This window comes from Sabulicella rubraurantiaca (assembly GCF_017355885.1).
GTDB lineage: Bacteria > Pseudomonadota > Alphaproteobacteria > Acetobacterales > Acetobacteraceae > Roseococcus > Roseococcus rubraurantiacus.
Window position 1 is genome coordinate 202,091 of sequence record NZ_JAFEUU010000008.1, and the last position, 20,143, is coordinate 222,233.

16 protein-coding genes and 3 pseudogenes are annotated in these 20,143 nt (G+C 67.6%); 11 read left to right on the forward strand and 8 right to left on the reverse strand.

Features of this window, described 5'->3' with window-relative positions:
• The first annotated feature begins 130 nt into the window (after window positions 1-130).
• Together JTJ31_RS15725 and cysK are read left to right on the forward strand one after the other, a co-directional pair.
• Window positions 131-505: a hypothetical protein gene (locus JTJ31_RS15725; protein ID WP_207539675.1), complete on the forward strand. Its 375-nt coding sequence runs from the start codon at window positions 131-133 to the stop codon at window positions 503-505.
• Between the two features lie 247 nt (window positions 506-752).
• On the forward strand, window positions 753-1,667 hold the full coding sequence (gene cysK, locus JTJ31_RS15730; RefSeq protein ID WP_207539676.1) for a cysteine synthase A: 915 nt from the start codon (window positions 753-755) through the stop codon (window positions 1,665-1,667).
• On the opposite strand, the pseudogene JTJ31_RS25405 reads toward cysK, so the two are convergent.
• Window positions 1,617-2,231: pseudogene (locus JTJ31_RS25405) on the reverse strand (transposase); the annotation flags it as partial. The gene cysK and the pseudogene JTJ31_RS25405 overlap by 51 nt on opposite strands.
• Window positions 2,232-2,488: 257 nt before the next feature.
• Between JTJ31_RS25405 and JTJ31_RS15735 the strand changes: the two are divergent.
• From JTJ31_RS15735 to JTJ31_RS15755, 5 genes are all read left to right on the forward strand, one after another.
• The gene (locus JTJ31_RS15735) at window positions 2,489-3,289 is read left to right on the forward strand and encodes an ABC transporter ATP-binding protein (protein ID WP_207539677.1); all 801 of its coding nucleotides are present in this window, start codon (window positions 2,489-2,491) and stop codon (window positions 3,287-3,289) included.
• A complete protein-coding gene (locus tag JTJ31_RS15740; protein WP_207539678.1) occupies window positions 3,286-4,137 on the forward strand; it encodes an ABC transporter substrate-binding protein in 852 nt (283 codons plus the stop codon). Before JTJ31_RS15735 ends, JTJ31_RS15740 begins: the two co-directional genes overlap by 4 nt.
• Window positions 4,130-6,139, forward strand: a complete 2,010-nt coding sequence (fhuB, locus tag JTJ31_RS15745) for a Fe(3+)-hydroxamate ABC transporter permease FhuB (RefSeq protein WP_236020286.1) — start codon at window positions 4,130-4,132, stop codon at window positions 6,137-6,139. Before JTJ31_RS15740 ends, fhuB begins: the two co-directional genes overlap by 8 nt.
• Entirely contained in the window at window positions 6,136-6,864 is a 729-nt protein-coding gene (gene fhuF, locus JTJ31_RS15750) for a siderophore-iron reductase FhuF (RefSeq protein ID WP_207539679.1), read from the forward strand. Before fhuB ends, fhuF begins: the two co-directional genes overlap by 4 nt.
• 68 nt (window positions 6,865-6,932) lie before the next feature.
• A complete protein-coding gene (locus JTJ31_RS15755) occupies window positions 6,933-9,086 on the forward strand; it encodes a TonB-dependent siderophore receptor (protein ID WP_236020287.1) in 2,154 nt (717 codons plus the stop codon).
• Window positions 9,087-9,315: 229 nt separating this feature from the next.
• Here JTJ31_RS15755 and JTJ31_RS15760 read toward each other — a convergent pair whose 3' ends face one another.
• The 3 genes from JTJ31_RS15760 to JTJ31_RS15770 all read right to left on the reverse strand — a co-directional run bounded on the left by JTJ31_RS15760 (window position 9,316) and on the right by JTJ31_RS15770 (window position 13,328).
• Window positions 9,316-10,920 carry a winged helix-turn-helix domain-containing tetratricopeptide repeat protein gene (locus JTJ31_RS15760; protein WP_207539681.1) on the reverse strand — a complete coding sequence of 535 codons (1,605 nt, stop codon included), beginning with the start codon at window positions 10,918-10,920 and terminating at the stop codon, window positions 9,316-9,318.
• A gap of 208 nt (window positions 10,921-11,128) precedes the next feature.
• The gene (locus tag JTJ31_RS15765) at window positions 11,129-11,572 is read right to left on the reverse strand and encodes a hypothetical protein (RefSeq protein WP_207539682.1); all 444 of its coding nucleotides are present in this window, start codon (window positions 11,570-11,572) and stop codon (window positions 11,129-11,131) included.
• Window positions 11,573-11,702: 130 nt separating this feature from the next.
• Entirely contained in the window at window positions 11,703-13,328 is a 1,626-nt protein-coding gene (locus JTJ31_RS15770) for an alpha/beta fold hydrolase (RefSeq protein ID WP_207539683.1), read from the reverse strand.
• Between the two features lie 339 nt (window positions 13,329-13,667).
• Here JTJ31_RS15770 and JTJ31_RS15775 point away from each other — a divergent pair, with 339 nt between their 5' ends.
• Window positions 13,668-14,060, forward strand: a complete 393-nt coding sequence (locus JTJ31_RS15775; protein WP_207539684.1) for a hypothetical protein — start codon at window positions 13,668-13,670, stop codon at window positions 14,058-14,060.
• A 353-nt stretch (window positions 14,061-14,413) separates the two neighbouring features.
• On the opposite strand, the gene JTJ31_RS25410 is transcribed toward JTJ31_RS15775, so the two are convergent.
• Both JTJ31_RS25410 and JTJ31_RS15785 read right to left on the reverse strand, forming a co-directional pair.
• Window positions 14,414-14,743 carry a transposase gene (locus JTJ31_RS25410; protein ID WP_207539685.1) on the reverse strand — a complete coding sequence of 110 codons (330 nt, stop codon included), beginning with the start codon at window positions 14,741-14,743 and terminating at the stop codon, window positions 14,414-14,416.
• A 112-nt stretch (window positions 14,744-14,855) separates the two neighbouring features.
• Entirely contained in the window at window positions 14,856-15,224 is a 369-nt protein-coding gene (locus JTJ31_RS15785; protein WP_207539686.1) for an IS110 family transposase, read from the reverse strand.
• Between the two features lie 191 nt (window positions 15,225-15,415).
• Here JTJ31_RS15785 and JTJ31_RS15790 point away from each other — a divergent pair, with 191 nt between their 5' ends.
• Both JTJ31_RS15790 and JTJ31_RS15795 read left to right on the forward strand, forming a co-directional pair.
• Window positions 15,416-15,874 (forward strand): hypothetical protein, encoded by a 459-nt coding sequence (locus JTJ31_RS15790; protein WP_207539687.1) that lies wholly within the window; start codon window positions 15,416-15,418, stop codon window positions 15,872-15,874.
• A gap of 62 nt (window positions 15,875-15,936) precedes the next feature.
• Window positions 15,937-17,212: pseudogene (locus JTJ31_RS15795) on the forward strand (IS701 family transposase).
• A 137-nt stretch (window positions 17,213-17,349) separates the two neighbouring features.
• Here JTJ31_RS15795 and JTJ31_RS15800 read toward each other — a convergent pair.
• On the reverse strand, window positions 17,350-18,189 hold the full coding sequence (locus JTJ31_RS15800) for a class I SAM-dependent methyltransferase (protein ID WP_207539688.1): 840 nt from the start codon (window positions 18,187-18,189) through the stop codon (window positions 17,350-17,352).
• Between the two features lie 248 nt (window positions 18,190-18,437).
• A complete protein-coding gene (locus tag JTJ31_RS15805) occupies window positions 18,438-19,622 on the reverse strand; it encodes an acyl-CoA dehydrogenase family protein (RefSeq protein ID WP_207539689.1) in 1,185 nt (394 codons plus the stop codon).
• Between the two features lie 280 nt (window positions 19,623-19,902).
• Here JTJ31_RS15805 and JTJ31_RS15810 point away from each other — a divergent pair.
• Window positions 19,903-20,028: pseudogene (locus JTJ31_RS15810) on the forward strand (transposase); the annotation flags it as partial.
• Between the last annotated feature and the right edge of the window lie 115 nt (window positions 20,029-20,143).

Sequence of the window (20,143 nt, forward strand, 5' to 3'; positions counted from 1 at the left end):
CCAGGCGTCCCACGGAGAGAAGGGATAGGAACGGATGGATCGCTTTCTTCTCGACCACGTGTTCCAGCCCTTCGCAGACCGCACCCGAGGGCCCGAACTTTCGATCACGATCTTCGGGGTCAGCTGCCTCGTGGGGATCTTCGCCCTGGCGTTTCGGTGGCACGATCCCGCGCCGTGGGATTTCATGGATTTCATCGCATCCGCCGCTCAACCCACATGCGGCGCCTTTGTCGCCGTGTTCCTGCAGAGCATCCTCCGCCGCCTCAAGGAAGGCCAGGCGAACCCCATGCGGGCGATGCTCGCCGTCCCGCGCATCGCGCTGGGGATCACGGTTCTGATCTCGCTGGCCGCGCTCGTGGTGGCGGGCTTCGCCGTCTCTCCCCTGCGGGCAGCGAATTTCGCGTGGAGCGTGCTCTACGTGTCGGGTTTCTATCTCGCCTCGTGCCGGATCAATCCGCCGAGCCAGCGCGAATCCCGAGGCCATCTGGCGCATCAAGGGATTTGAAGTGCGCCTCCCGAGGACAGCGGGACGCCGTAAACTCAAGAAGACCAGCAGCGCCTGGTCCTAGTTGGGCATGATCAGCTCGGGCTTACGGATGCCGAGGCGCGCGCCAGGGACGACCAGCGGGCAGGCCGAATCCCGCCGCCATGGCACCGAACTGTGTGATAGGATGGCGGACCGGGCCGGCGCGTCACAGCGCGGGGACTGATGACGCCATCTTCGTCCAGTCCGAGGCAGGGGGGAGTATCAGATGAAGGCCAACAGCGTGCTCGACACCATCGGCAACACGCCTCACATTCGCGTCAGCCGTCTGTTCCCTGACGCCGAGGTCTGGATCAAGTCGGAGCGTGCCAACCCCGGCGGCTCGATCAAGGACCGCATCGCGCTGGCCATGGTGGAGGCCGCCGAGGCTGATGGCCGGCTAGGGCCCGGCGGCACCATCATCGAGCCCACCTCGGGCAACACCGGCATCGGCCTTGGCATGGTGGCCGCGGTGAAGGGTTACCGGCTCATTTTGGTGATGCCGGAGTCCATGTCGGTTGAACGCCGGCGGCTCATGCGGGCCTATGGCGCTGACTTCGAGCTTACCCCCCGCGAACGCGGCATGGCGGGTGCGATCGAGCGCGCGCGGGAGATGGCTGCACAGACCCCGGGCTCCTGGATCCCCCAGCAATTCGACAATCCGGCGAACATCGAGGTGCATGCCCGCACGACCGCACAGGAGATCCTCGCCGACTTCCCGGACGGCTTGGACGCCATCATCACCGGGGTGGGGACAGGTGGGCACATTACGGCCTGCGGCGAGGTGCTGAAGCCGCGCTGGCCGACGCTGCGGGTCTTTGCGGTGGAACCGGCGGCCTCACCGGTAATTTCGGGTGGCCCTGCCGCGCCGCACCCGATCCAGGGCATCGGCGCTGGCTTCGTGCCAGCGAACCTGCACCGTGATGTGCTGGACGGTGTCATACAGGTGGAGGCGGAGGAGGCACGCGAATTCGCTCGCCGCTCCGCACGGCAGGAAGGACTATTGGTTGGGATTTCCTCGGGCGCCACGCTGGCAGCGATCGCGAAGAAGCTGCCGGAGTTGCCGATGGGTGCCAGGGTGCTGGGCTGCAACTACGACACGGGCGAGCGCTACCTGTCCGTGCCCGACTTCCTGCCAGATTGAGGCGACGACTGGCGAGACGAAGCCAGCACAGTTTGGTAGCCGCGCTCCGCAGGCAAGGCACCGTTCATCTGCTCCGCCCAGTACGGCGCGGGAAGTACGCCCTCGTCGCCATCCTGAAGGGTCGCCGGCCCAGGGAACAGGGGCCAGCAGCATGAGGCTGATCCAGGGCAGGCCGGACGCTTTCACGAAGTGCCCATGGCTGGAGCGAACCGGGTCCCGATAGATCCCCATCGCTGCAATCCGTCGGCCGCGGCGGCGCTCTATGGTGTCGTCGATGCCCAGCACCACCGGCCCGTCCGATGCGAAGGTGACGATCAGGTGCGCCAGAAGAAGACGCGACGCCGCCCGCGGGCTCCAGGCGGCGCGGTTGAGCACTCGATGATAGTTCCCGAAGCGGCGCTCGGCTGCGAGCCCGCTGATCTGCAGCAGGCTGGTCACCGTACGTTTGCCGGGCGCCAGGATCGCCCCGACCAGCAACGTTTCGGCATGGCGCCAACTTCTCTGGAAAAACAGGGGCGCAAAGCTCAGGATCACCGCGGCGAAGCGGGACGGCAGGCGGAGCATGGCAGCGTCTCTTGGCGGGACGCACCACCTTACCCTCAGCCCGCTTCGCCGCCTCAACCCACCTCAAATGGCCAAAGTCGAGCTAAGACGATGAATGCCCAGCGCAACTGTGTGTGGGGCCGCCTCGGCTGCCGGGACCATATCCGCACTTCGGCAAGCCTTGGCACGCCTGTGCGAATAGGACCCTAAGCTTATCGTCGGAGGCAGCAAAATTTGGCGCGATTGCAACTCATTTGCAATTGAGCTACGTGCGCCAGATGCCAGTTTGGCAAGGAGCGGTGCCCACAGATGGCTGGGATCTCGTCGGGGCAAGCGTCGCGCTTGCTGGCCGCACCCTTCTTCACCCGCTGACCCTACACCTGGGATCTGGCCAAGTGCTTGGTCTCATTGGCCCGAATGGTTCGGGCAAAAGCACCCTCTTGCGCCTCCTCGGACGCCAGATCGCCCCCACGAGCGGCGCTGTCCGCTTCGGCGCACGACCCATTGGCGCTTGGCGCGCGCGGGACTTTGCGCGACAGGTCGCCTATCTGCCTCAGGCACTGCCCTCCTCGGACGGCATGACCGTGCGCGAGCTGGTCACGCTGGGGCGTTATCCCTGGCACGGCACCTTTGGCCGCCACGGGGCACAGGATCGTCTGGCCGTAGAGTCGGCCATCGCCCGCGCCGGGCTGGCCGAATACGCGACGCGTCCAGCCGATGCGCTCTCGGGCGGCGAACGCCAGCGCGCTTGGCTTGCCATGACCCTGGCGCAGGAAGCGCGCTTTCTCCTTCTCGACGAGCCGACTTCGGCGCTTGACCTCGCACATCAGGCGGAGGTGTTGGGGCTGGTCACTCGCTTGGCGCGTGAGGACGGGCTCGGCGTCGTTGTGGTGCTGCACGACGTGAACATGGCGGCGCGGCACTGCGATGCGATCCTTGCGCTCGATGCCGGGCGTGTTGTGCTGCGCGGAACGCCCGCCGACCTCATGCAGCCCGCCGTCCTGGAGCGGCTCTATGGCGTCCCGATGGGGGTGGTGCCGCACCCGGGGACCGGCGCGCCAATCAGCTACTTGCGATGAAGCTTGGCATCGCCCGCCGTGCAGCGGTGCTCGGCACCCTGGCCCTCGGCGCCCGTCCGGCGGAAGCGGGAACGCCACGCGTTGCAGTGACGGACTGGGGACTGACGGAAACGGTCCTTGCGCTTGGCACCACACCGGTCGCGGCAGCCGAACTTCAGGGCTACGCGGAATGGGTGCGTGAACCTGAGATGCCACCGGGGGTCGCGGATCTGGGCCTGCGCAGCGAGCCGAACCTCGAGCTTCTGCACCGCACGTCGCCGGAACTCGTCCTCGCCACGCCGCAATTCGCTCCCTTCCTGCCGCGCCTGGAGCGCGTGGCACCTGTCGCGACCTTCGCGACCTATACGCCCGACGGCAACCCGCTTGCGCGGTCTTATGACATCATCCGCGAGATCGGCCGCTTGCTCGGTCGCGAGGCCGCAGCCCGCACGCTGCTCGACCGCGCCGGTGCGGCCTGGACGGAGAGGGCAGGGCAGCTTTCCCCCCTCGGTGCGCGACCGCTGCTCGTGGCGAGCTTCGTGGATGCGCGTCACCTGCGCGCCTATGGCGGCAACAGCCTGTTCGGCGCGACTCTGTCACGGCTCGGTGTCAGCAACGCCTGGACGGCACCCACCAATTTCTGGGGCTTCGCCACCATTCCCATCGAGCGTCTGGCCGCTGTTCCGGACGCGTCCTTCCGGATCATTCAGCCCCTGCCGCCCGCCGCGCGCACCAGCCTTCAGCACAATCGGCTTTGGCAGTCCTTGCCCGCTGTCCGTGCCGGGCGTGTCATCATGATGCCCCCGTGCTGGGCCTTCGGCGGTCTGCCGAGCGCCATGCGGTTCGCACGATTGCTGTCCCATGGGTGAGGCGGTGGCGCTCAACCCTTCTGCACTGCGGCTCAGCCGGCCCGCGCTCCTGCTCGGGGCGCTCCTGCTGCCGGCGGCCCTACTCTGCGCCTCCAGGCTCGCCGAGACGCTTCCGGTCGCGCTGTGGTGGGCAGCCCTGCTGGAACAGGAAGGAGAGGGGATGGCAGGGGCGGTGTTCCGCCACGCCCTCCTGCCGCGCGCGGCCATGGCCCTTCTTTGCGGCGCGGCCCTCGCCCTTTCAGGCGCGATCCTCCAGCAGGTGCTGCGCAACCCCATCGCATCGCCTCTCACCCTTGGCATCTCCTCGGGCGCTCAGCTCGCCCTGGGTGCGGCAATGCTCTGGGCGCCCTCCCTGATCGCCCTCTCTCGCGAGGCGGTGGCTTTGGCCGGTGGGGCGATAGCGCTGCTTCTGGTTGCCGCGCTGTCCTGGCGGCGCGGCCTGGCGCCCGCTGCGGTCGTGCTGGCCGGGCTTGTGGTGAGCCTGACCGCCTCCGCACTTGCCTCCGCGCTCGTGCTGATGAATGGCGAGTACCTGACCTCCCTCCTGATCTGGGGCGCGGGATCGCTCGCGCAGGCGGGGTGGGACCCGGCCTTGGCGCTTCTGCCGCGCCTCGCCCTTGCGGGGGCGGCTGCGGCCTTGCTGCGCCGTCCTCTCGTGCTGCTCGGATTGGATGATGCAAGCGCCAAATCCCTGGGCCTCTCGCTCGGACTCAGCCGCGCCGTAGCACTGGGTGTCGCGGTGTGGCTCGCCGCCGCGGTGGTGGCCGAGGTCGGCGTGATCGGCTTTGTCGGCCTGGGCGCCCCAGCCTTGGCGCGTTTGACCGGCGTGCGGGGTATGGGCCGGATGATGGCCTGGTCGGCCGCATTCGGCGCCGCGCTGCTTTGGCTGGCCGACGGCTTCGTGCAGCTCGCCCAGGGTGTACGCGGCGACCTGTTGCCGACCGGCGCTGCGACGGCCGTGTTGGGCGCACCGATCCTGCTTTGGCTGATACCCCGTCTGGGCGCCGGCCGACCTGCGTCCAACCCTGCGATGGGCACCGCGCTCCTGCGGCCCTGGCTTCTGGTCGTCTTGCTGGCCGCGATCTCGCCGGCGCTGATCTGGCTCGGGCTCGCGCTGGGGCGCGGGATTCAGGGGTGGTGGCTCGCCGCGGGAGCCGAATGGATGGAGCTGTTGCCCTGGCGTGGCCCGCGGCTGGCGGCAGCCATGGCGGCCGGCGCGATGCTCGCCGCATCGGGCACGCTTCTGCAGAGGATGACGGGCAATCCCATGGCAGGGCCGGAAGTGCTTGGCCTCGGTGCGGGTGCGGGCTTCGGGCTGACACTCCTGCTCATCCTCGTGCCGGCGCCGGGCAAGGTGGCGCAGCTCCTCGCCACGGGGGGCGGGGCGGCTCTTGCGCTGGCCGTGCTGCTGCTTGTCGCGCGTCGTGGAGGCCTGGCACCTGGGAGGCTGGTGCTCGCTGGCGTCTCGCTTGCCGCCTTCTTCCACGCGCTGGTGGCCGGCTTCCAGGCAACTGGAGATCCCCGGGCCGTGCCGCTGCTCGGATGGATCACCGGATCCACGTCGCGGCTTGGGCCCGACGACGCGCAGCTCGCATGCCTGCTCGCGGTCGTACTCCTGCCCCCGCTGTTTTTCGCAGGCCGCCTGCTCGCGTTGTTGCCACTCGGAGATGGGGTGGCATCGGGCCTTGGGCTCCGGCCTGGCGCCGCGAGGCTGGGGCTGGTGATCCCGGCGGCGCTGCTGGCAGGGGCAGCGACACTCATTGTCGGGCCGCTTAGCTTCGTCGGGCTGATGGCGCCGCACCTCGCCCGGATGCTCGGCTTGCGCGCGCCGCTGGCGCAACTCGCAGGCGCCATCCTGCTCGGGGCGCTGGTGATGGGGAGCGCGGATGTGCTCGGGCGTGGCCTCGCCTTTCCGTTCCAGCTTCCCGCCGGGCTGGTCGCAGCGCTGATTGGCGGTCCCTACCTGATGGTGCTGCTGGCCCGGCGGGATGGCGGGGCATGACCGGTTTCCCGCTGCTCCCGGGCGCGCATGCCGCGCTGGTCGAGAGCCTCGTCCCCATGCCCGCGCCGGGCGCCTTGCCGGCGAGCCTCTTCCTGGCACCAGGGGGAACAGCGAGGCTGCTGGCAGCAGCGCGACTGCACCGGCCGGGCGCGGACGAACGTGCCATGGCCTCGCTCTGGTCCCGCTGGTACTTCGCGAAGCTGATCCCGCCCGTGCTGATGTGTGGCGTCCTTGCGCGCCGCAGCCTGCCCCTGTCGCCCGTGCATACAGCCGTCGTGCTGGGCGAGGACGGCCTACCGCGCGCAATCGCGTTGCCCCATTCCGGCGAGGTCCTGCCGGAGCCCGACCCGTTCGCGCGCTTCGCATCCCTCGTGCACGATCACGTGGCCGTGGTGGTGCGAGGCCTCGCCGCCCACGCGCGACTGGCGCCGCGCATCCTTTGGAACAACGCGGCCGTCTACGCGGACTGGGCGCTGCGCCACTTGGCGGAGGAGCAGCTTGTCGCGCCCGACATGGTCCGCGCTGCGCTCGTCCTTGTTGAGAACCAATCGTGGTCGGACGGCGACCCCAACCCAATCCATGCGCCGTTCACCGAGCGTGCCGGCGCCGATGGGCCCTGCCGCATCCGCCGCCAATGCTGCCTGCGCTACCGGCTAGCGGGGGAGGCGCCTTGCCGGACCTGCCCGCGAACTGGAGCACGCGCCACCCTCACCAATCGCTATTGATAATGCGAGTCGTTTGCATTAGGGCCGCGGATGGCTAATCCATGACTCCGAGGAAAGGATCATCCGACATGGGCATGACCACGCGCCTGGCGCTGCTGCTGGGAACGACGGCCTTGTGTGCGTGGCCCCTCGTCAAAGCCAGCGGGCAGCAGCCGCAGCCCGATCCGGCCGCCAGCGCGCTCACCCTGCCGGAGCTTGAGGTCCAGGGCAGGACACCCAACCAGCCTGGACGCGGCCTCGTCGCACAGCAGGCCAATTCTGGCACCAAGACCGCCACCCCGCTGATCGAGACGCCGCAATCCATTTCCGTCATCACGCGCGACCAGATGGATCTGCGCCAAGTCCAGAACCTGTCCGAAGCGATGCGCTTCACGCCCGGCGTCCGGTCCGACGCCTACGGGGAAGGTGCCCGCTATGACTGGTTCTATCTCCGCGGCTTCCGCGCTGACACCACCGGCGTTTTCCTGGATGGCCTGCGCTTCGACTCCGGCGCCCTGGCCGGCCGGCCCGAGGCGTGGGGGCTCGAGCGCATCGAGGTTCTGCGCGGTCCCTCCTCCGTGCTGTTCGGGCAGAATGCGCCTGGCGGCATTGTGAACATGGTCTCGCGCCGCCCGACCGATACGCCGCAGGGCGAGGTCCGTCTCAGTGCCGGCTCCCATGACCGGCTGCAGACCGCCTTCACCTCCAGCGGCCCGCTGACGCGCGACGGGACGTGGTCCTACAGCCTGACCGGCCTCTTGCGGCAGTCCGGCACACAGGTCGATTTCACGCCGGATGACCGCGCCTTCATCGCCCCTGCGCTGACGTGGCGACCGACGGCTGACACGCGGCTGACGCTGCTTTCGCACTACCAGTATGATGAGACGCTGGGCTCGGAGTTCCTGCCGTTCAACGGGACTGTGGTGCCGTCGCCCTTTGGCCGCATCCCCCGATCCCGCTTCACCGGCGAACCGTCTTTCGACACCTTCGTTCGCCGGCAATACAGCCTGGGCTATGAGTTCGAGCATCGCTTCAACGATGTCTTCACGGTCCGGCAGAACCTGCGCTACGGCCATGTGGATGGCGACTGGCGACAGACCTACGGGCTTGGCCTGCAGCCCGATGGCCGGACGTTGAACCGCTTTAGCTATGAAAGCCGCCGCGCTTCCTCGACCTTTCACGTGGACACCCAGCTCCAGTCGCGCTTCGTCACGGGCCCCCTCGAGCACACGCTGCTGGCCGGCCTGGACTACTCGCGCACCACCTTCAACAACGTCCAGAATGGCGCGACGGGCACGCCGCTCGACCTCTATGCGCCGGTCTATGGCCGTGTGGTGCGCAACCTCGCACCCCTCTCCAACGACCTGCAGCTTCGCGACCAGCTCGGGGTCTATGTGCAGGACCAAGTCCGCTCCGGGAACTGGATCCTGACGCTTGGCGGCCGCTACGACTGGGCGACGACAGAAACCGAAAACCGGCTTCGTGGCGCAACGACCACGGCGCGCGATGGGGCCTTCACCGGCCGCATTGGCCTTGTGTACCGCGCGCCATACGGCCTTGCACCTTACGCCAGCTACAGCACGTCCTTCCTGCCGCAGCTTGGCACCACCGCCACAGGGCAGGCCTTCCGTCCGATCGAGGGTGAGCAGTACGAGGTCGGCGTGAAGTTCCAGCCGCCCGGCCGCAACAGCTTCGTCCAGCTTGCCGCGTTCCAGATTACCCAGAACAATTCCCCGACGCCCGATCCGTCGAACCGGCTCTTCCAGGTGCAGACCGGCCAAGTCAGGGTTCGCGGCGTCGAACTGGAGGCCGTGGCGGAGGTGACGCCCGAGTTGCGCGTCCTCGGCGCCTATACCTATCTTGACGCAGAGATCACCCGGGCGAATGACGGCACCGCCGGCAACCGACCAAACGGCATTCCCGCACATGTCGCCAGCTTGTATGCGGATTACAGTTTCCGGGACGGTTGGCTGCGCGGACTTGGCCTGGGGGCGGGCGTCCGCTACGTCGGCAACACGCCGGTCGGCAATGCGAATCTTGGGCTGGTGCCTTCGGTGACATTGTTCGACGCCTCTGTGCGCTACGACTTGGGTCGGGTCAGCCCCGCGCTGGAGCGGGCGCGCCTCTCTCTGACGGCCACGAACCTCGGCGACCAGCGCTATGTGGCCGCTTGCGATACTCAGTCGGCTTGCTTTTATGGCACGGGACGCACGGTGCTTGGCGCGCTGAGCTACGCTTGGTGATGCAAAGCATAACCGCTTAACGGGTCGGCTCGGCCCAAAGCAGATCCTCGTTGAGGCGCACCCCCCTCAAGCCGAAGAGGGGCACGCCGCTCGATTGCGGCGTGTGAATGCTTCGACCAGCTACTCATCCAAGAAGTAGCAAATCAAGCTGTTTACGTGTCCACGGTTCCTTCTGAAGGGGTCCTCCAAGCTTTCTTGCCGATGTGAGACGCGCGCCCAATCGCAATGATCAGCCAGGCACGCCTGCCTCTCTAAGGGCCGCAATGTAGCGGTCCCGGATTTCGTGGTCGCGGAGGGGAGGTACGAGATCCTCAAGGCTACGATCAGAAGGCTGCACGCGCTGCAGGGCGGTGGAGGCCTCGCGGGCCTCCTCCTCCCGGCCGGACAGCATGAGCGCCCCAACCAGCATACGGCGTCCCGACAACCAGGATGGCGTATGACGCACCGAGCGCTCCGCCCAATGGATGGCGGTCTCAAGATCGCCTGCGACGAGGTGGGCCAGCGCAGTGCCCGAGAACATCAAGACCTTCTCGTGGTCGTGCGGGCTGAGACGCATGGCGCGCTCGAGAAGCGGGATCGCCTTCTGGGGCTGGCATGCAAAGATGTAGACCCAGGCGCAGCTCACGAGGACCGGGGCCGAGCCACTGTTCCGCACCAGCGCCCGCTCGGCTGCCGCAACCCCCGCTGCGTAGTCCCGCGCCAGATAAGCGATCGCCAGGGCCGCAAGCCGGAGGACGCTGGGATCGTCCGGCTCCAACTTGAGGGCGTCTCTGGCCCAGGCTGTTCCTTCCGCCCACTCCTCAGGTCCGGACCAGCCCTGCGCTTTGCGGATCACCCGATGGCCCGCGCTGAAGGCCTTGGCCAGAGCGAAGTTGGGATCAAGTGCGACCGCTTGGCGGAGCTTGGAGATCGCCAGATCGCTGTCCTGGCGCGTGAAGCGATAAGCGCGGCTTAGCGCGCGCAGGTAGAGATCATAAGCGTCGAGGTTCTCGGTGGGTTTGGTGTACGCACGCCTGATCTCGGCAGCCTCGATCTTTGGCTCGACAGCAGCAGCCACGGCTTCGGCCACGCGGTCCTGGAGGGCGAAAATGTCTTCCACCGTGTCGTCAAACCGCTCGGCCCAAACATGGTGACCTGTCTCAGCTTCGATCAGCTGGACCGTGATGCGGACATGCGCGTCGGACCTGCGGGCGCTGCCCTCGATGACATAGCGCACGCCCAACTCCCGGCCGATCTGACGCACGTCCACCGCCTGTCCCTTGTAAGCAAAAGCCGAATTCCTTGCGATGACGAAGAACCAGCGCACCCGGCTCAGCGCCGTCGTCAACTCCTCCGTCATGCCGTCGGCGAAGTACTCCTGCTCCGGGTCGCCGCTTAGGTTGATAAAGGGCAGGACAACAAGGGATGCCCGGCTCGGCGGGGGCGAGGGGTGTGGCGTCGCCACCTTCACAGTCTGGTGGCCAAGGGGAGACAGCGTCTCCGCGCCCACTTCCTTCTCCGATGCAAGCCCATCCTGTGTCACTTCGGCGTCAAGCAGATACCCCCGCCTTGGCATGGTGCGGAGCAGCCGTCCGTCGTCACGGATGGCTCGGCGGATCTCGGCGACGCAGCCCGTGAGATTGTCGTCCGCCACGAACACCCCTGGCCAGACCGCGGTGAGCAGTTCGTCGCGCGTCACCAGCCGGCCTGCATTTGCCAGGAGGTGCCAGAGGACATCAAAGGTCTTCGGCCGCAGGACGATTTCCGCGCCCGACCGGTCGATCAGCGCCGCTCGGCGCGGGTCAAGGGTGAAACTTGCGAAGTGGAAGGTAACAGAGCCTTTCCTTTCACTCATGGCCGGACCTCCCGGACATCTCGCAAGAACCTACCTTTTTGCAGACCTCACCTTTGGCTGGGGACAGTTTGCAGGCAATTCGGTTCGTGCCGCTGAATTCGGCCCGAGGCCGACATTCCATTCCCCGCTTTCAAACGCGCGAACTGGGTATTCGGTATGAGATCTCCCTGTTTGACTGGGCATCGCCAAAACGCCTTTGGACAAGGGGCTAGAGGATCTGCGTCAGTTCCAAAGAATAAGCGCAGTTCCAGCCGCGCAATTCGCCGACGAAGCGCCCGTCGGCATCGAGCCGACCGGTCAGCGTGGCCGGGCCGCCGAGCGTGCCGCTGAGCACCGTCCGGCCATGGGCGTGGACGACGCCCTGCAGCACCGCCGGTCCGGCGCGGAACGAGGCCCTCTGGCCCTCGATGACCAGCAGCGGTGCTGCCGTGAGCCGGCCGCACTCCCCGTCGCGTCCCTCGAACGCCGCCACCAAGGCACCGCCATAGCGAGCATCCAGCGCACCCACGGCCGCCGCAGGCCTCGCCGCAGGGCTTTGGAGCATGGCCATTGTGGCCACGGCGCTGAGCACGAGCGCGACGCCGAGCCGAAGGTCCGCGGCCCGGGCGGAGAAGGCCCGGGGGTCATGCGCGGAGAGAAGGGTGGTGCTCATCGCGGGCTTTCCGATCCTGTGCCGCGGACCCGTTTGATCCGCGGCTTGGTGGAAAGACTAGGGATGGACGTCGCGGGGCGTATCACCCGGCCGGCCCGGGCCGCGCATCACCCGGGCGGATCACCCCCCCTTAGGCAAGGCCGGCGCGGATGGCCAGGGCTGCGGCGGCCGTGCGCGAGGGGGCGCCGAGCTTCAGCAGCACATTGGCCGCCTGCCGCTTCACCGTGTTCTCGCTCACCCCGAGGCTCGCGGCGATGGCGGGGTTGCTGAGGCCGCGCGCCATCAGGCGCAGAACCTCGCGCTCGCGCGGGCTCAGCTCGGCCAGGCCTGCGGGGAGCGCATCGCCCGGCGGCGCCGTTGGCACGGGTGCCCCTGTCACGGGCGGCCCGAGGGCGGCCGCGTCGTCCGCAGCGAAGGCAAGGAGCGGCAGGCGGACGCCGCCCGCCTCCGGCCCAAGCGGCAGCCGCGCCTCGCGCTCGCGAAAGCGCAGGCCAGAGCCCGCCACGAGGTCGCGCACCGTGCCCGACACCAGCACCTCGCCGGGCGCGGCCAGCGCAGCGACGCGCCGCGCGACATGCAGGGCCAGCCCTGCGTTGGCGCCGGCTTCGCCGAGGGGCGCGGCGGCGACCTCGCCCACGTGCAGGCCGCAGCGCAGCCCCCGGTCCAGCAGACGCTGGGCTGCCTCCCGCAGCGCGACGGCACAGCGGACCGCGCGGGCGGGGCCGTCGAAGCTTGCGAGGAGCGTGCCATCCGAGAGGAGCGAGGCGCCGGGGCGCACACCGGACTTGGCGGCAAGTACGGCGTTGGCCTCCGCGCGCCAGCGGTCCAGCCGCGCGCACCACACCGCATCGCCCAGGGCCGCGGCGCCGCGCTCTGGATCGGCGATCTCGGCCACCAGGACCGTGGCCAGGACGCGGTCGACCGTAAGCGGGGCGGAGGGGCGTTGCCCGGTGACAAAGGCCTCGATCTCGTCGGCGACCGGAGCCACGTCGCCCATCCAGATCGGATGCGCATCGCCAGGGACGGTGACAAGGCGGGCAGCCGGGATGTGTGCCTCAAGGAAGGGTCCGGCTTCGTGACCGATCCAGGTGTCGCCCGCGCGATGGAGCACCAACGTGGGCACCCGGATCGCTGGCAGGATTGGGCGGATATCGATCGAGGCGTTCATCCGCACGAGTTGCTGTGCCATGCGCGGGCTTGCCCCGAGCCGCTCGTGCCGAGACCACCAGGCGCGGAGGTCCGGGTCGAACTGATGCACCGGGTCGAAGCGCTCCAGCATCATCCCAGTGCCCCACCCCGCTTCGATGTCGGCGAGGAACTGCTCTGTCTTCTCTGGGCCGGACACGTAGGCGGCGAAGGAGGGATAGGCGCCGTAGAGCACCAGCCCGCGTGTGCGCTCTGGATAGGTGGCGGCGAAGAGCGCGGTCATGGCCCCGCCTTCGGACGCGCCGACGAGAAAGGCACGCTCTGAGCCCACGGCGTCCATGATGGCCCGGACATCGTCCATGCGCTGCTCGAGCGTTGGTGCCTCCGTCACCGGGTCGGACAGGCCGGTGCCGCGCTTGTCGAACAGGATCAGGCGCGAGAAGGAGGCGAGGCGCGAAAGGAGATGCGCGTAGCCCTCGTGCTCCCATTGCAGGTCGAGGTTGTTGATGAAGCCGGGGACGTAGACGAGATCCACCGGCCCATTTCCCACAACTTGGTAGGCCAGGTGGACCTCGCCATTCCGGGCGTAGCGGGTCTGCGGGCGAGCCAAGAGCAACGGGCCTCCTGCATGAAGCTTGGGCTCAAAGCCACAACGGCAGCAAGCACCATCCAGAAGGAGATAATGGCAAAGCCTAACGGCCGAGTGGGCTTTTCGCTCCTCTTGGCTGCACACACCTTGCGCCGTCACAGCCTCAGCCAGATCCGCACGTCATGAGGCTCGGAGGGAAGGGATGCAGCGGAATTCCATTCTTTTTCAAGAGTACTTGCAGGCTCTTCACAGGACTTGGCTTGGGCCGGGGACGCATCATCGCCTCACCGATGCGACATGGCACTGGGGAACGTCCAGGTTTTCCAGAAAGCGCCGACCAGCATCGTGAGGGAGGCAAAGATGATCACCGTCAAGAACACTCTGGCCCTGGCCGCCGTGGCCGCGGCCCTTCTCGGCACCGGTGCGGCCAGTGCGCAGTCCTGCCCGTGCATGAACCGCGGTGCCGAGGACTCCAGCATCGATTACGGCCCGGGGCGGCCTAACAACGTCGTCGGCGGCGGCCGGCTGGTTGCCCTGTTCCAGGAGGCCAACCGCACCTTCACCTACCACGAGCCACAATACGAGCAGCAGGCGCAGAGCCGCATGGTGCCCCACGTCTTCTCCTCGGGAGACGACGGCCGCGCCGAGATCGTCTGGGTGCCTGAGGGCACGCGAGCCATCGGACTGGTAACGCTGGGCGGTGATGGCAGCCAGCTCCTGCAGCGCGCCCGCCAGCGCCTCGCCAGCCGGTGAGACAGGTTACAGGGTCCGGGATGCCGCGGAGCGGACCCGGACCCTTCCTCCCTTCCGCGCCACAACCCAGATCCACGCGCGCTGCGTCAGATCTGTGGGCCACGCGGATGCATCTCTGGCTCAGGGCGTCCCAGTCGCGACGCAGGGCGGGCACCATGGATCGAGCGGCCCACCGATCCATTCAGCCCTGCTACGGATAGATTTGCGGCGATCCGGGAAGCACATGTGCAGCGATCTAGATTGATGAGAGCGCGCCCCGGGCTCATCTTTGCGCTCGTGGAAAGCCCAGATGTTGCCGACGAGAGCCTAAAAGCGCCTCCTGTACTCGGGTCGGTCAATAACCGGTGTGGTGGTCACGTCGTGGGTTCCTCACTTCTGTTCGTGGCCGGTGTCGAGCCGCAACAGGCTACGGCCAGGCCCGAGCGCCTCGCGGCCGCCATGCCCCACGCCTTGAGCGACGACCAGCGGCTTGTGCGGGTCAGCAGCACACTCGCAGCCTCGGGGAGCGCCTGGCGCGCCAGACCGTCGCCTTGCCTGCTGATGTGTCCCACACGATCAGTCTCGCCGGACTGGTAGCGCCTTGGCGTCAGGCCGACGTGGGCGCCCATGGCACGCGACCGGCGGAACCGGGCGGGGTCATCCACCGCCGAGCAGAAAGTGAGCGCGGTGACCGGGCCCGACACCAGGCGCGCTCATGAGCCTGCGGCAGACCGCATCGTCGCGTGTGGCGCGGGCCACCAGACCGTGCAGGCGTCCCGCTCGAACAGCAGGACCTCGCGCACCCGCAACAGCGGCTCAATCACGGCGGCCAGGCTCTCGCGCTCCGCGGCCAGCTCGCGGACACGGCTGGGAAAGGCGCTCACCGGCGAGGCCGACCTTCAGGCCAAAGCCGCGCAGCAGGCCACGGACGCTGTCGTCGATGTCCCTCAGCTTGCCCACGAGCAGCTTGCGCGCAGTGAGCAGCGCCCGAAGCTCCTGGGAGAGTTCGGACTTCACGTGCACGGCCCGGAACCAACCGGTCCGGACCATCTGGGCGATGGCACGCACATCAGCCCGGCCGGCCTTGCTCGGCATGGCCTTGGTCGCCGCCCGCAGCTGCCGCGTCTCGAGCAACACCACCGGCAACCCTGCGGCCTTGAGCCCGGCATGAAGCCATTGCGACATCGGCCCCGCCTCGAGGCCCACACGGGCGAACTTAAGCACGGGACCTGAGCTGGGCACACGACCGCGGCCGATGGAGCCCGGCAAAAGAAGCGTGCCATCGGGTCTCGATGGTGCGGTACCGTCACAGAAGCTCGTCGGGAGGCGCGGGCCAGACACGAGGGCAGCGCCGCGACGAGCAGGAGGACATGGCCATGTCGGCATCGAAGCGAGCCCTCTTGGGCTTCGTCGCCGCCGTGATTGCGGTGCTGATTTTTCACCAAGGCACGTCGGCGCTGCTCAACGCCTCCGGGGTCCCCACCGTGGCTCCCTACGGCATGAACCCCGTGCCCCCCCTCGGGGTGCCGATGCTGATCAACCGATGTTTCTGGGGAGGCCTGTACGGCCTCGCCTTGGGTCTGGCGCTGCCCTGGCTGCCGCGCGCTCCGCTGTGGCTACTGGGATTGGGCTTCGGTCTCCTTTCCGTGCTGGTCGGCTGGTTCGTCGTGGCCCCGCTCAAGGGGCTTCCGGTCGGCGGAGGATTCATCCCCGTCCGGATGCTGACTACCATCGTGATCAACAGCGTGTGGGGAATGGGCATCGGCCTCGTTCTCTCCCTGCTCATGGGTAAGGACGCGGAGCGCGCAAACGAGCACCAGCGAGGCACCGCCTAGCATTACAGTTGCGGCGCGATTGACTGTTCTTGTGTCCTGCTGCTGTGGCAGGAGTGATCACGATGGCGGGTGCATCCTTCGAGACGACGCTGGAGCTTTGGGCGTCGTCGCTGCGCGCGCCCAAAGCGCGCATGCGACCCGTCTTCGAGCAGGAGCGCACCGCTCGCTCGGCCGCGCTCTTTCTCGACGGACTGCTCGGCCCGAGCGCCGCAAGACCGGCTGGATGCGCGCCGAGGCCGCCGGAGATCCCGGCCCCTGGCGCCAGCAGGCGGTGCTGGGCCGCGCACGCTGGGACGCGGAGGACTTGCGCGACGTAGCGCGCGACTACGCCCTTGAGACACTGGCTGACCCGGACGCCGTGCTGGTCCTGGATGAAACCGGCTTTCTCAGGCAGGGCAAGGCGTCCTGCGGCGTGGGGCGGCAGTACACGGGCTCGGCGGGCAAGATCACCAACTGCCAGATCGGCGTCTTTGCGGCCTATGTGTCGCGGCATGGCCATGCGCTGATCGACCGCGCGCTCTATCTGCCCAAGCCTGGGCCGAGGATCCCGACCGGCGCGCGGCCGCCCACATCCCCGAGACCGTGGACTTCGCCACCAAGTCACGGCTGGCGCTGGGCATGATCGAGCGCGCCATTGAGCAAGGCGTCCCCTTCGCCTGGGTGGCGGCCGACACGGTCTATGGCACAGGCGAGATCGAGATGGCGCTGCGCCGGGCCGGCAAGGGCTACGTGCTGGGCGTCACCGGGGCGCACGAGTTCAATTCCTGGATCGACAAGCCGGAGGTCGCCGGCGCGGCCGCAGAAATTTCAGCGAAATTGCCTCCCACGGCATGGTGCCCGCTTTCGGCGGGCGCAGGCACGGTGGGGCCGCGCGTGCACGACTGGGCCTATCTCGAACTCGCCCACCTCGAGGCCGACGCCTATGTCGGCGGCTACGAGGGTGTTTGGACCCGCGGCCTGCTGATCCGCCGCCACGTCGCGGACGGCGACCTCGCCTTTTTCAGCACGTGGTGCCCGGCCGGCACTCCGATCGAAACCCTGGTCGCGTTCGAGGGCCGGCGCTGGGCCATCGAGGACAGCTTCGAGACCGCCAAGAATGAACTGGGCCTCGACCACAACGAGAGCCGCACCTGGCACGGCTGGCACCGTCACGTTTCGCTGGTGATGCTCGCCTTTGCCATCCTCGCCGTGACCCGCCATTGCGCCAACGCCGCAGCCGAGCAAACCCCGACGCGCCTGAGTCGGAAGGGCGCTGGCTCGTCCGCTGGTCGCTCCAGGAGATCCGCCGCATCGCCGCCCGCTTGGCCCAGCGACGCATCCAGCCCGCTTTCATCCTGAGCTGGTCCGCGTGGCGAAGAGCACATCAAGCCCAGGCTCGACACGCACACCTAAAGCGGAGGGCGCAACTGTAATGCTAGGGCGCGCAGGTCTCCGTGGACATGCCCTGCGTCAGCGTCAGGGCGCCTCGGAGGGCATCAGCCCGTTGCGCCGTCCGGCTTCCGAGCCACGAAGAGCAGCGCCGGGCTCGGGATGGTGACCCCACCCGGTCCGGCGTATCGAGATGCGGCCTCGACGACCGCCACCCGTATACGCGCCTGGATCTCGGGTATCTGCTGAGCGACGACACCCATGGTCCGCACGGTGCTCTTTTCGAAGAAGTCCCAGACCTCCTCAGCCCGGGAGCCGCGGAAGACGAGTGGGAGTTCTTGGATCGTCACATCGCAGAACCCTATGCGGCTCAGGGCGGCTGGCGTGAACTCCCGTTCGGCCAATTGAAAGATCGGCGGACCTGGGGGCATGGGCACACTCATATCCGCATGGGCCAACACGGCCCCCATGCCGATCTTGAGAAGCGTCGCTCGCTCAGGGCCATCCCACACCGTGAAGGCGTAGGCACCGCCGGGACGGAGGACGCGGAAGGCCTCGGCGATGGCCAGCTCCGGACTGGGGAGATGAAGCAGACCGAAGGCGCAGCCGACCGCGTCAAAGCTCGCATCCTCAACGTCGAGCGCTTCGGCGTCGCCGATGTGGAACTCAGCATCGGGAGCGCGGGCTCGAGCGTCCTCCACCATCGCTGGGGCGATATCCACGCCGACGGCCACGGCGCCCCGCGCGGCGGCCTCGGCCGTCACGTATCCAGGGCCGCAACAGACGTCGAGCAGCCGGACGCCTGGCCGCACGTCCAGCGCATCAAGCAGCGGGTTCACCGCATCCTTGGTCATGCGCCCAGCGTGGTCGTTGTAGAACGGCGCCCGTCTGTGCCAGCCGTCACGCTCGAAGGCCTTGAAGCTCTGTTGATCCGAAGGCACGGCCATCACGACCTCCTCTGGCTTCAGACTCAGTGGGGAGGCGTCGGAGCCGGCGCCTGCAAATGACCTGCGGTCGTTCCTCGTGGCAATTGCGCCCCTCGTGGTGGCCTAGTAGGCCAGCCGTCACGAAGACGTGGCATCGAGACGCGTAGGTGGATCTGTGCATCTCGGTCCTCCCTCCTCGCCTGCTTCCCACCAAAGATGAAAGCTTCATTAAGGCGTGGCCCAAACCACTGGTCTGGTTGGGATGACGCTCATGGAGATGGTTCAGCCAGGGCGTTGGCCCAGCCGAGATTGTAGAGCGCTTCGAAAGCAAGGGCCCAAGGCGGACGCAGATAGCCCATCGCCCGGACATCCTCGAACCAATGGCCGAGCGGCGAACGACGCGAATACGCCCCTCCCCCTGCGACCCGGCAGAGCCGTCCCAAGAGCATCTCGGACAAGGTCGCGATGTTCGACTTTGCCATGCTGGTGTCGAACCGCGCGCGCCCCTTTTCCTCCAGGATGCGGAGCCCCGCCTCGAACGCCTGCTGCACGAGCCAAGCCTCACGGTGCGCGATGACCCACTCGATCTTCTCAAAGGGGAGCAGAGGCTCAGACGGTGCGCCCCGTGCCCGGAGCTGTGTTCGCATGTAGTCCATCGCCGCGTCCACGATGCCGACGATCACGGCGACCTGCACCATGGCAACCGAGCCGCCAGGCCCCTCAAGGATTTCACGCCAATGTCCCGGCCAGGCGTAACGCGTGGCTGGGAAGTTCTCGAACACGAAGCCGTGGCTGTCCGTGGCTGCCATCCCTTGCCCATCCCAACGCGCCCGCAAGGCCATGCCGGTGGTTCCGTCCCAGGGAGCGCCCTTGACCCTCATGAAGAACCAAGAGGGATCGATCTCTCCTTCAGGACGGGCCGAGGTGATCATGAAGGAGGTTACGCCCGAGCCCGATCCGAAATGCTTCTCCCCGGTTAGCAGCCACCCCGCGGGCGAAGCCGGGTCACGCCGCGCGGTCGCGCGTGTCTTCGAGATGTCGCTGCCGCTGCCCGGCTCGGAGGTGATCGTGCCCCACCAATGACCTTCGAGAGTGGACGCGGAGATCTCGCGCTTCTGTGCGGCCCATGCGCGTCCACCGGCATCGTCAGCGGGGGGTGGCGTGTCGCGCCAGAAGGCCAGCACGCCAGGATGCATGGAGGCCGAAAGGGCGATAGACGGGTCAGCGGAGCCCAGGAGGCGGAAAGCCTCGCTTAGGGTCCGGATGGACCCGCTTGTGCCTTCCCACCATCCGCCGTGCTCCACAGGGACGCTGGCGTGGAGGAAACCGATCTCACGCAGCCGGCTGAAATCCGGAGGGTCGAGCGCGCGCCTGCTCTGCCGTTCGGCGCGCTGCGCGGCCAGCTCGGAAGCGTACTGGCGGGTCCTGTTCAGGAACTCCTCGGCGTCTTTCATGGCCGGCTCGTTCGTAAATGCGGTCCTCAGACTGAATTATTCGTGGCCGCTAGAGAAAGGTTGCTTCATTAAAGAGGTGTTAGCAAATCGGACTTTCCCACACGGGCTAAAAATTGATTCACGACTTTCGCGAAATCGGCGCCTCAAGTTTAGGTACCCAAACGAGCGAGACGGCCATCATCTTACATCGGGCCTTCGGTTCTTCTGACAAAGAATGAGGTGACCCGGCGGAAGTGGTCCGGTCCTGATGTTAGCTTTTCGGCGGATTTCCCCAGATTGGATGGAGAGATTGGCCGTGAAAAAGCGATACTCGGTGGAGCAGATCGTGGCGGCGCTGAAGCAGGCGGAGCTGGGCCTGCCGGTGGCCGACCTGATCCGCAGGCTCGGTATTTCCGAGCAGACATGGCGTAACTGAGGGCGGGCGCACTCCCCGGCTGGTGGCCAGAATGGCGGACCAGCCTGCAGAGAAAGGAGTGCGAGATGGACTGCTATGTCGGCCTCGATGTCTCCATGGAGGAGAC

Bases quoted from the DNA above. Each gene is read 5' to 3' on its own strand.
- cysK (WP_207539676.1), top strand. From the start codon at position 753: ATGAAGGCCAACAGCGTGCTCGACACCATCGGCAACACGCCTCACATT.
- JTJ31_RS15735 (WP_207539677.1), top strand. From the start codon at position 2,489: ATGCCAGTTTGGCAAGGAGCGGTGCCCACAGATGGCTGGGATCTCGTC.
- JTJ31_RS15740 (WP_207539678.1), top strand. From the start codon at position 3,286: ATGAAGCTTGGCATCGCCCGCCGTGCAGCGGTGCTCGGCACCCTGGCC.
- fhuB (WP_236020286.1), top strand. From the start codon at position 4,130: ATGGGTGAGGCGGTGGCGCTCAACCCTTCTGCACTGCGGCTCAGCCGG.
- fhuF (WP_207539679.1), top strand. From the start codon at position 6,136: ATGACCGGTTTCCCGCTGCTCCCGGGCGCGCATGCCGCGCTGGTCGAG.
- JTJ31_RS15755 (WP_236020287.1), top strand. From the start codon at position 6,933: ATGGGCATGACCACGCGCCTGGCGCTGCTGCTGGGAACGACGGCCTTG.
- JTJ31_RS15760 (WP_207539681.1), bottom strand. From the start codon at position 10,920: ATGAGTGAAAGGAAAGGCTCTGTTACCTTCCACTTCGCAAGTTTCACC.
- JTJ31_RS15765 (WP_207539682.1), bottom strand. From the start codon at position 11,572: ATGAGCACCACCCTTCTCTCCGCGCATGACCCCCGGGCCTTCTCCGCC.
- JTJ31_RS15775 (WP_207539684.1), top strand. From the start codon at position 13,668: ATGATCACCGTCAAGAACACTCTGGCCCTGGCCGCCGTGGCCGCGGCC.
- JTJ31_RS15785 (WP_207539686.1), bottom strand. From the start codon at position 15,224: ATGTCGCAATGGCTTCATGCCGGGCTCAAGGCCGCAGGGTTGCCGGTG.
- JTJ31_RS15790 (WP_207539687.1), top strand. From the start codon at position 15,416: ATGTCGGCATCGAAGCGAGCCCTCTTGGGCTTCGTCGCCGCCGTGATT.
- JTJ31_RS15800 (WP_207539688.1), bottom strand. From the start codon at position 18,189: ATGGCCGTGCCTTCGGATCAACAGAGCTTCAAGGCCTTCGAGCGTGAC.
- JTJ31_RS15805 (WP_207539689.1), bottom strand. From the start codon at position 19,622: ATGAAAGACGCCGAGGAGTTCCTGAACAGGACCCGCCAGTACGCTTCC.